The 12,048-nt window shown below is 54.3% G+C and carries 10 protein-coding genes; 6 read left to right on the top strand and 4 right to left on the bottom strand.

All coding sequences use genetic code 11. The features are described 5' to 3' along the window. Nucleotides 1-56: 56 nt before the first annotated feature. The 3 genes from ACQY5R_RS16270 to ACQY5R_RS16260 form a co-directional block, all read right to left on the bottom strand. Complete coding sequence (locus ACQY5R_RS16270) at nucleotides 57-668, bottom strand: DUF1326 domain-containing protein (protein ID WP_428610166.1); 612 nt, start codon at nucleotides 666-668, stop codon at nucleotides 57-59. 20 nt (nucleotides 669-688) lie between these two features. Beyond that, entirely contained in the window at nucleotides 689-1,597 is a 909-nt protein-coding gene (locus ACQY5R_RS16265) for a DUF2182 domain-containing protein (RefSeq protein WP_428610164.1), read from the bottom strand. Between the two features lie 92 nt (nucleotides 1,598-1,689). Further along, complete coding sequence (locus ACQY5R_RS16260) at nucleotides 1,690-2,685, bottom strand: YhdH/YhfP family quinone oxidoreductase (RefSeq protein WP_428610162.1); 996 nt, start codon at nucleotides 2,683-2,685, stop codon at nucleotides 1,690-1,692. A gap of 168 nt (nucleotides 2,686-2,853) precedes the next feature. Here ACQY5R_RS16260 and ACQY5R_RS16255 point away from each other — a divergent pair, with 168 nt between their 5' ends. Then, nucleotides 2,854-3,243, top strand: coding sequence for a winged helix-turn-helix transcriptional regulator (locus ACQY5R_RS16255; protein WP_428610160.1), 390 nt, complete (start codon nucleotides 2,854-2,856; stop codon nucleotides 3,241-3,243). Between the two features lie 163 nt (nucleotides 3,244-3,406). Here ACQY5R_RS16255 and ACQY5R_RS16250 read toward each other — a convergent pair whose 3' ends face one another. Continuing rightward, entirely contained in the window at nucleotides 3,407-4,228 is an 822-nt protein-coding gene (locus ACQY5R_RS16250) for an alpha/beta fold hydrolase (RefSeq protein WP_428610159.1), read from the bottom strand. Between the two features lie 270 nt (nucleotides 4,229-4,498). On the opposite strand from ACQY5R_RS16250, the gene ACQY5R_RS16245 reads away from it, so the two are divergent. The 5 genes from ACQY5R_RS16245 to ACQY5R_RS16225 all read left to right on the top strand — a co-directional run bounded on the left by ACQY5R_RS16245 (nucleotide 4,499) and on the right by ACQY5R_RS16225 (nucleotide 12,047). Continuing rightward, nucleotides 4,499-5,266, top strand: coding sequence for an AraC family transcriptional regulator (locus ACQY5R_RS16245; protein WP_428610157.1), 768 nt, complete (start codon nucleotides 4,499-4,501; stop codon nucleotides 5,264-5,266). 259 nt (nucleotides 5,267-5,525) lie between these two features. Further along, complete coding sequence (putA, locus tag ACQY5R_RS16240; protein ID WP_428610156.1) at nucleotides 5,526-8,708, top strand: bifunctional proline dehydrogenase/L-glutamate gamma-semialdehyde dehydrogenase PutA; 3,183 nt, start codon at nucleotides 5,526-5,528, stop codon at nucleotides 8,706-8,708. A gap of 164 nt (nucleotides 8,709-8,872) precedes the next feature. Beyond that, nucleotides 8,873-9,787 carry an ABC transporter permease subunit gene (locus ACQY5R_RS16235; RefSeq protein WP_428610155.1) on the top strand — a complete coding sequence of 305 codons (915 nt, stop codon included), beginning with the start codon at nucleotides 8,873-8,875 and terminating at the stop codon, nucleotides 9,785-9,787. A gap of 5 nt (nucleotides 9,788-9,792) precedes the next feature. Beyond that, nucleotides 9,793-11,139, top strand: a complete 1,347-nt coding sequence (livM, locus tag ACQY5R_RS16230; RefSeq protein WP_428610154.1) for a high-affinity branched-chain amino acid ABC transporter permease LivM — start codon at nucleotides 9,793-9,795, stop codon at nucleotides 11,137-11,139. Continuing rightward, a complete protein-coding gene (locus ACQY5R_RS16225; RefSeq protein WP_428610152.1) occupies nucleotides 11,136-12,047 on the top strand; it encodes an ABC transporter ATP-binding protein in 912 nt (303 codons plus the stop codon). The genes livM and ACQY5R_RS16225 overlap by 4 nt, the downstream gene beginning before the upstream one ends. Nucleotide 12,048: the final 1 nt, after the last annotated feature.

The following is a 12,048-nucleotide window of genomic DNA, read 5'->3' as shown; positions in this document are numbered from 1 at the left end:
ATTTGACCAGGGTTGAGCCAGCTTCTGCCACCGGTATCTTGAGTGGCGGGGAGATGCTAGGGCCCTGACCACTCAATGGCGCAGTACTCCGCACTGCGGCCGTCGAAATTCCATACCCGCCCGTAGTCGCGCACCTTGCTCTTGGTGGCCTTGCTGACGGTCACATCGGCGCCCATCCAGTACTCGGTATTGGTGATCACAAGATCTTTTTCCGGGTCGGCTCCCCGTACCGGTTCGACAAATCCGGTAATGGTCTTGGGGATTTCAAACAGTCGTCCGGTGCCCTGTTTCTCAAATTTAATCGGTACCTTTTTGATCCCCAGGAAATTGCTCACCAGCAGTTTGAACAGGCCGGTGGTGCCGCGTGCGTCGCCGGCGACGATCTTGGATAGCCCAGCAAAGGCGGCATCGTCGGCGCGTTCATCGATATAACCGGCAGCGGTCCAGTTGCCACGGCCCATCTCGCCGGGGATATCCAGCAGGATACCGAAGTTAAGTCCGTCCAATTGGGCATCGCCGTAAAAGCCTTCATCGATGTGCACGCCCGCCCAACCCTGGCAGTAGCCCTCGGTCGGGGGATGATTGCCGAGGGAGATGACACAGGGGCAGAATACAGTACAGCTGCAGCTGAGGATTAGTTCACCCTTGATTTCCCATGGTTCACTCATCTTTTCCTCCAGTGTTAGGGTTATAGTTGGCCGCCGAGTATCAGCAGGCCCCAGATAAAGAACAGTATCCCGACGCCCTTTCCGAACAACTCCCCTTTGGGAAGTATTTTCTCCGACAGCATGATGATGGAGAGGGCGGCAATCCAGATCAGGTTCATCAAGCCAAAGAAAAACATCAGCAGCATCAACGCCCAGCAGCAGCCGACACAGTAGGCACCATGCTTGGCGCCCATGCGCAACGCGCCTCTGCTGCCTGATTGCCAGCTGGAGAGGAAAAACTGCAGCGGCGTGCGACAGTGAGTCAGGCAGACATCCTTCAATTTGGACCATTGATAGAGTCCGGCCAGTATCAGGATGCTGCCGTTGAACAGCGGGTTGGCGCCGACCATCATTTCGGTGATCAGATCGGACTGCAGCAGGCCCCACTGGGCAATAACGGCGACCAGGCTATAGCTGCCCCACGTGATCAGATAGCCGCCGATAAAGGCCGCCAGGGGGGAGAGTACGCGTGCGCCGCCTTGCTGGTTGGCCAGGATATCGGCATAAGTCACGATCATGGGCGCGGCGGTGGGCAGCATCATGGCGATCATCATCATGATCCACATGATCAGGACCCGTGCGAAGTCGATGATCGACCAGGTTTTGCCCAGTGCCGGCATGCTGAAGGTGGCCGTTGGCCGGGATGCTTGAGCCTGGTTTGGTTGAAGGGGGCTGCCGTGGTGATGATGCCCGGTGGCCAGAGTCGGCTCTGCGGCGGGCTGTTGATTGAAAATCCCCATACCCAGGCCCATTTCCGACAAGTCCATTTGGCCTTGCATCTCCTGGGTAATGGTCAGTAGATATGCCCAGGCAAGCAGTGTCATCAATACAATGAGTGACAAAGAGAGGGCGCGATTACTCTGTAACAGTAATCTCACTTTTAACGTCATGGGATCAATCCAGTCTGTGCCTTGAGCGAGGCTTACTTATTATTTTTTGGGCGATACGCCGGTACCGGACCGGCGCCGCCTGTTTTGGGTTTTTAGGCTATTTTGACCAGATAGTGGCCATGGGCTTTGCCCTGGAGTATTGCCTGCAGACGCTCTGAGACGTCATCCAGGGTGATCTCTGTCGTCAGCTCTTCCAGGCAGGCCGGTTTCCATTCGCTGGCCATCTTGTTCCAAACGGCTAGGCGGGGCGCCATGGGGCACTCGGCCGAGTCGATGCCGACCAGCGATACAGCACGCAAAATAAAGGGGAATACCGTGGTATGCAGTTCCGGTGAGCCGACCAGGCCGGCGCAGGTGACGGTGCCGCCGTAACGGGTCGCCTTGAGGGCGCTCGCCAGCATCTCTCCACCTACTACATCCACCACCCCGGCCCACTGCTCTTTCAGCATCGGGCGTTCGGTTTCGATGATACTTTCGCGGCTGACCACGGCTTTGGCGCCCAGTGATTTGAGAAAGTCGGCCGCTTCAGGTTTGCCGGTGACCGCGGTCACCTCATAGCCGGCCTTGGACAGCATGGCGACTGCCAGACTGCCTACACCGCCGGTGGCGCCGGTTACCAGCACCGCCCCGCTCGCTGGTGTGACGCTGTGGTTGACCAGCGCCTCCATCATCAGGCCGGCGGTCAAACCGGCGGTGCCGAACATCATCGCTTCTTTCAAGCTCAGGCTGTTCGGACGTTTGATCACCCAAGCGGCTGGTACCCGGATATATTCGGCCAGTGCGCCATCGGTGTTCATGCCCAGGTCATAGCTGGTCACAATCACTTCATCACCCACGGCAAATTGTGCATCGGTGCTGGCGACTACCGTGCCCGCGGCGTCAATTCCCGGTGTATGGGGGTAGTGGCGGGTTACCCCTTTGTTGCCGATAGAGGAGAGCGCATCTTTGAAATTGAGTGCGGAGTAGTGCACCCGCACCAGCACGTCGCCGTCCGGCAGGTCGTCAATCGAGCGGGTTTTTACCTGGCTGACATATTTTTTCGGTTCGGTTTCTTCAACGACCAGGGCGCGGAATTGGGTGTCGCTCATCGTGCCTTCTCCTGTCTCTTAATGTGGGTGATGCCGATCCGACAAAAGCGGGATACGGTGGAACAGTTGATTGTGTGAAACTAACAACTACGGTTAGTATAGGCAAGTAGGCACATTTACGTTATATACTTACCAAAAGGATACTATTGGGATTGGCGAGGGGTTTTGATGATTAAGGTAAACAACACTGAATACAATTGCCCGTTTGAAGTGGCGATCGATATCATGGACGGCAAGTGGAAGCTCTACATACTATGGCATTTGCGACACAAGACCCGCCGCTTCAGCGATTTGAAACGACGCATCCCCGGTATCACCCAGAAGATGCTGACCCAGAAATTGCGTGAGTTGGAAGAAGAGCGCATCGTTATCCGCAAGGTGTATGCGGAGGTCCCGCCCCGAGTGGAGTACTCCCTGACCGAATTCGGTAAACAGCTGGAGCCGATTATGGAGTTGCTGCTGGAGTGGGGGCACTACTACTCCATCGCCTACGGCGAGAGCGATTACCAGTATGAGTGCCGGCCAAAAAACAAAAAGTTGCTGGAGATGGCCAGTTAACCCTGTTTTGAATCAGGTTTGGCGCTCCGCCCCCCATGCGCGGTTGATTCACGGCATTGAGCTCTTTCAGTGTCAGGCTTCGATCCTCTTTTCTGCAAGCGATGAGTGCAGCAGAAGCTGTTCCAACAGGTTGCCGCTGCCGACGTGGTTTGCAATGGGGCCGTTATCTCGGTTCGTGCGCCTGGGGTACGGTATGGTGCGGTTGCTGAATAAAGCGAATCCAGTGTGGGTTCACTATCTCTGCATGAGTGATTGGAGCCATATGCCCTCCTGGAACCCAATGGCACTCGAGTCGGGGCAGGGTATTTTCCAGTACCTCGGCGACCCGGCGAGTCGGCAGCGGACTCTCCTGACTGCGCAGCATACAGATCGGTAGCTTGAGGGTTCGATAATCGGCGGCCTTAACGGATTCCCGAAGTATTGCCTGAAAATCGAGTGACACCTTGGGGATGTAGTGCTCCAGTATCCGTTGCCGCTCCGCCGGCAGTCCCAGGTAGGTGCCAGGGCTGCTCCAGAAGTCGATAAAGTGGCCGGCGGCTGCCGCAATGTCGCCCTGGTTGAGGTATTCCGCTACCCGTTCAGCCACTTCCCGAATGATTTGATAAGCTGGCTCGTTTGGTTCCAGCAGATGAAATGCTACCGGTTCATAGAGTCCGAGAGTGAGGATGTTGGACTGATGGGCATAGGCGTAACGGAGTGCGGTAGCGCCTCCGTAAGAGTGACCGATCAGGTGAAAGGGTTGGTCGCCAATGCTTTGGCGGATGATGGTCTCAATGCGGTCAGTTTCCTGAGTCAGGGTAAACTGTTCAGGCGTGGCGGGATATTCAGCCTCTCCGTAGCCGTAAAGGTCGATGGCCAGGGTTCGGTAGCGGCCCGCCAACTGTTCCGCCAGTTTGCGCCACTGGCTCTTGCTACTCATAGAGCTGTGCAACAGCACCAGTGGGGTGCCGCTTCCCAGATCATCGATGGCTTGCTCGGGGTGCATGGACGAATGACAGCTGTGTGAAAAAAACGGCCCAGCTTAACCTTTGCCTTGTCAGGCAGCAACCAGGCCGGGGCAATTTGTTACTCATGAAACCTGTGAGTCGGCAGGTGGCCTGGCGAGACCCAGAGATAGTTATCCTTAATAACGGGTTTATTGATGGCGCTAATAGGGGTATTCTTTAAGCACCCGGCCTACCTGTCGGATTGAGCAGGCTTATGAAGCGGCCACAAGCCGCAACTATTGTTTGGTCATCGGTTCAGAAGAGATCATATGCTGAACACACAAGTTATTCAGTTACCAAAGCAGAGTGTCGAACACGACCACCAGTACCACCAGATCATACTGGGTGTGCAAGGTCGGGCGGAATTCGAGGTAGAGGGCCAGGGCGACTTGGTCAGTAATCATCTCGGTTGTTTGATTCCCTCATCCCTAAGCCACTCATTCTGTGGTATCGATACCAATGAAATCCTGGTGCTAAACGTACCAGTGCAGGATCAACCGGCCGAAGCGTTGGATGAGATGGAGTTGAAGTGTCTCACTGATTTATTTGATAAATCAGGTTTTTTTAAGGTAGATCCGACCATTCGCCAGTTACTGCAACTCTCAGTAAAAGAGATGCGAACCTACCCGGAAGATGAAACGTTGGCGCGCAGTTTCGGCGTCTGCCTGCTGCAATTGCTTACCAAACACGCTACCCGACAACAGGAACGACGGGGCTCAAAGCGGCTCAACATGGAAGTGCTCGATGCCTATATCCAGGCGAATCTCAATCAAAAGATGTTGGTACGGGAACTGGCGCTGTTGGCGTGTATGAGCCCGAGTCACTTTTTCAGTGTGTTTCGGGAAGAGAATGGCGTTACCCCCAATCAGTACATCACCCGTAGACGACTAGAACACGCCAAATATCTCCTGGAGTGCACCGGATTACCACTGATCGATGTGAGTGTGCAGACGGGTTTTTCCAGTCAAAGTGCGTTTGCGAACGTGTTCAAACAGTACAACAATCTCACACCAAGACAGTATCGGTTGAAACAGTAGCGCGGCTTTTTTGCTTATTTAAGCAATAACTGATGCGCGGGAAAATTGTTCTTTGAGACGCGGTTACAGGCTATTTTTTACCCGTTCTACCTACTTAACCGGAGGATTTTGATAAAAAACCGTAGCATTTTGTAAGATGCCCGCACTGCACAACGTTTAGTCTGGCCGGATCGTAAATGCATGTTACAGTTTTATTTAGGTAGCAAGCGTAATTTCTTAGGTGAGTCAGATTGTCCAACCTCAGGAGTCAGGTGTTGTGATGCCCACGTTCAGTGTCAGTTCCGCTTTTGATGATGCCACCATCCGGCAGTCCTCCAATCTGCTCAAAGACGCTATCAGTGCCATGTATTGCGTGGATGAATCCAGCTTGCTGGAGGCACTGATCCCGCTTGCCAAACCGTCTCCCGATCTGCTGGAAAAAACTACCCGTGAAAGTGGTGAGTTGGTGAAGGCGGTGCGTGAACGGGATGATGCCATGCACATGATTGATGCCCTCTTGCTGGAGTACAGTTTGGATACGCGTGAAGGGGTGTTGCTAATGTGCTTGGCTGAGGCATTGATGCGTATCCCCGACAGTGCCACTGCCGATGCTCTGATCAAAGATAAGTTGACCATCGCCGACTGGAAGCAACATCTGAAACAGAGTAAATCTCTGCTGGTGAATGCTTCGACCTGGGGGCTGCTGTTGACCGGCAAGGTGATTACCCTGGATGCCAAAATCGAAGATGAACCGGCCAGTATCATTAACCGGCTGGTGAATCGCTTGAGCGAACCGGTGGTGCGGCAGGCGATGCACCAGGCGATGAAGATTATGGGGAAGCAGTTCGTCCTGGGTCGCACTATTGGTGAGGCGCTCAACAACAGTCGCAAGTATCGGGAAGCGGGCTACACCTACTCCTACGATATGCTGGGAGAGGCGGCACTCACCGGAGAGGATGCCGAGCACTATTTCCAGGCATACTCCCGCGCCATCCAGGCTGTTGGTCAAGATAACTTCCCCGCCGATAAATCACCCCGTCCCACTATTTCCATCAAACTCTCCGCTCTTCACCCGCGCTATGAGCGACAGCAAGAACAACGAGTCATGCGTGAACTGAGTGAGCGCATGTTGGCCCTGATCAAGATGGCCCGGGATCTGGATGTGGGGATTACCATCGATGCTGAGGAGGCGGATCGGCTGGAGTTGTCACTGAATCTGTTTGAACGGCTTTACCGGGATGCCGCCTGCCGTGGCTGGGGCAATCTGGGGCTGGTGGTTCAGGCCTATTCCAAACGGGCGTTGCCCATCTTGTGCTGGTTGACGGCACTGGCCAATGAACAGGGTGACCTGATTCCATTGCGATTGGTGAAAGGGGCCTACTGGGACAGTGAGATTAAGCACGCGCAACAACTGGGGCTGGAAAATTATCCGGTGTTCACCCGGAAAGAGGCGACTGATGTCTCCTATCTGGTGTGCGCCCGCTTTTTGTTAAGTGAGCCGGTTCGGGGGCGCCTCTACCCCCAGTTTGCCAGCCACAATGCCCACACAGTGGCCAGTATCGTCAGTATGGCCAGCCATCATGATTATGAGTTCCAGCGCCTGCACGGTATGGGGGATGCACTCTATCATGCCGCCATGGAGCGCTACGGGTGCCATGTCCGGATCTATGCGCCGGTAGGTAGTCACAAAGATCTGTTGCCGTATCTGGTCAGGCGGTTATTGGAGAATGGTGCCAACTCCTCTTTTGTCCACCGTCTGATCGACCAGAAAACCCCGGTGGAGTCGTTGACCGAGCACCCGGTAACCCAACTTAGCCAGCACAGCAGTCTTGCCAATGAACGGATTCCTTTGCCTCCCCATATATATAGCCAGGGACGTATCAACTCCAGTGGTGTCAATGTCAATGTAGAACATCAGTGGCAGCCCTTGCGTCAGTCGATAGGGGCCTTTTTTAACCACACTTGGCATGCCGGGCCGGTGATCAATGGCGAGCGTCTGGAAACGGCCGAGGTGACTCGGGTACATGCCCCCTTTGATCGCGTTATTCATGTCGGCAGCCTGTTTCAGGCCGACAATCAAACCACCGAAAAAGCCATTGCCGCGGCCTATGATGCCTTCGTCGGATGGAATGCCACGGCGGTCACCAATCGGGCGGATGCCCTGGATCGGGCCGCTGAACTACTGGAGAGTCACCGCGCTGAATTGATCGCGCTGTGCCATCTGGAAGCGGGAAAAACCATTCAGGATGCGATCGATGAAGTGCGGGAAGCGGTGGATTTCTGCCGTTACTATGCCCAGCAGGCACGTCACGCCTTTGGGGCAGCGTTGACTTTGGATGGCCCCACCGGTGAATCCAACGAACTTTACTTGCAGGGCAAGGGGGTGTTTGTCTGTATCAGCCCTTGGAATTTTCCACTGGCCATCTTTACCGGTCAGATTATGGCGGCCCTGGCGGCGGGCAACTGTGTGATTGCCAAGCCGGCCGAGCAGACCAGCCTGATTGCGGCTCGTGCCGTTGAACTGTTCCATCAGGCCGGCGTGCCAGGCAGGGTATTGCACCTACTGCCGGGCGAAGGGGGACGCATCGGGCCGCTGCTTACCGCGGATGACCGGATTGCCGGCGTCGCTTTTACCGGTTCTACGGAGACGGCCCAGATGATTAACCGCTCTTTGGCGGCGCGCTCTGGACCGATCGCCACGCTGGTGGCTGAGACCGGTGGCCAGAATGCCATGGTGGTGGATAGCACGGCGTTACCGGAACAGGTAATCAAGGATGTGGTTTCGTCCGCCTTTGCCAGTGCCGGTCAGCGCTGTTCGGCGTTACGGGTATTGTTTATTCAGGATGACGTAGCTCCGCGCGTGTTGGATCTGCTAAAAGGCGCCATGGCGGAGCTGAAGGTAGGTAATCCCTGCGAGTTGGATACCGATGTGGGACCGGTAATCGATGAAGATGCCCGTCGATCGTTACAGCAACATATTGCAAAAATTCGTGAACAGGCGACCCTGATCGCGGAAACCCCGTTGCCATTGAATGCCGAGGCCGGTTGTTTTGTGGCACCGGTAGCATTTGAAATCGAGCGTATGGATCAGCTTAGTAAAGAACATTTTGGACCGATACTGCATGTAATCCGCTATAGAGCATCCCAACTGGATGAGGTGATTGCCCAGATCAACCGCTCCGGTTATGGTCTTACCTTGGGAATACATTCGCGCAATGAAACCACCAGCCGCTATATCGATGCTAAGGTGAGAGTGGGGAATGTTTATATAAACAGAAATCAGATTGGTGCAGTAGTTGGTGTACAGCCGTTCGGTGGTCTTGGACTATCGGGTACCGGACCTAAAGCCGGTGGACCGCACTATCTGTTGCGTTTTGCCACGGAAAGAACACGGACTATCAATACCACCGCAATTGGTGGTAATGCGACACTGCTTTCACTTGAGAACAGTGTGATCCGCTGAAGCGGATGCAGGATGCTTGCTGACAGTTGATGTTATTGTCAATTATAACTATTAAGCGGTAAATTACCGCACGGCCAAAAGCCACCAAACACGTGCCGTGTCGGCCTGTAACAATAGGCCGCTCCACAGCTGCACGGTGAGAATAATAGACGGGTGAGGAGCTCATGGAATATTTTATCCAGCAGTTAATCAACGGCGTGACGCTCGGCTCGATTTACGGGTTGATCGCCATTGGTTACACAATGGTCTACGGTATTATTGGTATGATCAATTTCGCCCACGGCGATATTTTTATGATCGGTGCCTTCCTATCGTTGATCACTTTTTTGGTTCTCGGTGTTATCGGCATCACCTGGATTCCCCTGGCATTGTTGGTAGTGCTGCTGGTCTCCATGATTATTGCCTCTATCTATGGTTGGACAGTTGAGCGACTTGCCTACCGTCCCTTACGCGGCTCGTTTCGATTGGCGCCGCTGATCTCCGCCATCGGTATGTCGATCTTTCTGCAGAACTATGTTCAACTGCTGCAGGGTGCGCGTGTTCGCCCCATGCCTCCGGTTATCTCCGGCGGCTTCACCTTTTTGGAGGGGAGCGACTTCTCCATTACTGTCAGCTATCTGCAGATTGTGATTGTGCTGCTCACCATTGTACTGATGACCGGTTTTGCAATGCTGATATCACGTACCTCACTGGGAAGGGCGCAACGCGGTTGTGAGCAGGATCGGACCATGTCGGCACTGCTCGGTATCAATGTGGACCGAACCATCTCCCTTACCTTTGTCATGGGAGCCGCCCTGGCGGCGGTGGCCGGTATGCTGTTTGTCCTGTACTACGGTGTGATCGACTTTTACATCGGCTTTTTGGCCGGGGTGAAGGCCTTCACCGCTGCTGTATTGGGCGGTATCGGTTCGTTGCCCGGTGCCATGTTGGGCGGGCTGCTGATCGGGTTAATCGAAACCTACTGGTCCGCCTATTTTACGATTGAGTATAAGGATGTGGCCGCCTTCGCGATTCTGGTCTTGGTGCTGATCTTCAGGCCGACCGGTTTGTTGGGTAAACCGGAAATCGAGAAGGTATAAGCATGATGAGCGAATCGAATAACAACGTGCGTAGCCTTGATATGGTTGCACTGATGAAAGAGTCCGGGCTGGCCGCTCTGGTGGCTTTGGGATTGGCCATTGTGATGGTCGGGTTCCGCACCGAAGATACACCGACCGGGCTGGGCATCTCCACCCGCTGGTCACTGGTGGTTATCGCTGTGGTGGCGGTATTTGTTGGGCGACTCCTGTTCGCTGTAAGGCGGGAGTTGAAAGCGAGGAAGGGGCCGGTTCGGCGTGATCTGGTCAAAGAAGAGAATAGGGCGGCCATCATTGTCCAGCGCTTTTCGACAATCGGTGGCCCGCTGTTCATCGCTTTCGCGCTCGCTTTACCTTTTATGCCTTTTGCCGATCGCTATGTCGTGGATGTGGCCACCTATGTGTTGATCTACGTGATGCTGGGTTGGGGTCTTAACATCGTGGTCGGACTTGCGGGCCTGCTGGACCTTGGCTATGTGGCATTTTATGCAGTAGGTGCCTACTCCTACGCGCTGTTTGCGTTTTATTTCGATCTCTCGTTCTGGATTTGCCTGCCTTTGGCCGGACTCTGTTCCGCCAGTTTTGGTGTGATGCTCGGTTTCCCTGTATTGCGTTTGCGGGGAGATTATTTGGCTATCGTGACCCTGGGCTTCGGTGAGATTATTCGGGTTATTTTGCTCAACTGGTACAGCTTTACCGGTGGACCGGATGGACTGTCCGGTATTCCGCGTCCGAGCTTTTTCGGACTTGAGTTCAAACGCATGGCGGCAGAGGGGGCGCAGACTTTTCATCAATTCTTCAATCTTGACTACTCGTCAATGCACCGTTTGATCTTCCTCTATTATCTGATCCTGATACTGGCGCTATTCACCAACTTTTTCACCTTGCGTATCCGCAAGATGCCGATCGGACGTGCCTGGGAAGCGTTGCGTGAAGATGAGATTGCCTGCCGTTCACTGGGTATCAATCCCACTAATACCAAATTGACTGCCTTTGCCCTGGGGGCGATGTTTGCCGGATTTGCCGGTTCATTCTTTGCCACCCGTCAAGCCTTCATCAGTCCGGAGAGCTTTACTTTTATCGAGTCGGCGGTGATCCTGGCGATTGTGGTGCTGGGCGGTATGGGATCCCAGGTGGGTGTGGCGATTGCCGCTGTTTTACTGATCGGCGGAACCGAACTGTTTCGCGGACTTGAAGAGTACCGCATGCTCGCCTTCGGCGGATTGATGGTCGCGATCATGGTGTGGAAACCCCGCGGTCTACTGGCCCATCGTGAACCCACCATACGCTTGCATTCGGGCAACGCACCGCCGCCTGAAGCGGTAGCGGCCACAGCTGAAGGAGGTGTGAAATGAATAGCGTTTCATCCATACCCCCTGAGCTGGTTATTCCCAGTGGAGCCGAGCCGCTGCTCACCGTAGAGCATCTCACTATGCGATTCGGTGGACTGGTCGCCATCGACGACGTCTCCTTTGCCGCCGGTAAAAGCGAGATTACCGCGATAATTGGTCCCAACGGTGCGGGTAAAACCACCCTGTTCAATTGCATCACCGGTTTCTATACGCCGACGGTGGGGAAATTAACCCTGCGCGCCCGTGGTGATGAATTCCTGCTGGAACGCATGGATGGGTTTCGTATTGCCCAGAAGGCCCATGTGGCACGGACATTCCAGAATATTCGGCTGTTTTCCGAAATGTCGGTACTGGAAAACCTGATCGTCGCGCAACACAACGAGTTGATGAAGGCGTCAGGTTTTACGGTTACCGGTCTATTTGGCCTTGGTGGCTATCGCAAGAAAGAGAAAGAGGCGGCGGAACTGGCCAAGTATTGGTTGAATAAAGTGGGTCTGACCCGGTTGGCGGATGTCAATGCTGGTAACCTGCCTTATGGTGATCAGCGTCGGCTTGAGATCGCCAGGGCGATGTGTATCAAACCGACCATCCTTTGCCTGGACGAACCGGCTGCCGGCCTGAATCCCAAGGAGTCGGGTGAGCTGAACAAGTTACTCATCGATATCAAGGAGAATCATGATATCGGCTTGTTGCTGATCGAGCACGATATGAGTGTGGTCATGGAGATTTCGGATCATGTGGTCGTACTGGATTATGGCAGCAAGATTTCCGATGGCACCCCCATCTTTGTTCGCTCAGACCCCAATGTGATCAAAGCCTATCTCGGTGAAGAGGAGACCGACGAACTACCTCCGGAAGTTGCCGAAGATATAGCGAAAGATTTTGATACTGATAATAGAGAGGGTGTCTGAT

The sequence above is a fragment of the Sedimenticola sp. genome (assembly GCF_050289425.1).
Lineage (GTDB): Bacteria > Pseudomonadota > Gammaproteobacteria > Chromatiales > Chromatiaceae > Sedimenticola.
The sequence above is the reverse complement of the archived record's forward strand: the minus strand, read 5'-3'. Positions and strand labels throughout refer to the sequence as shown.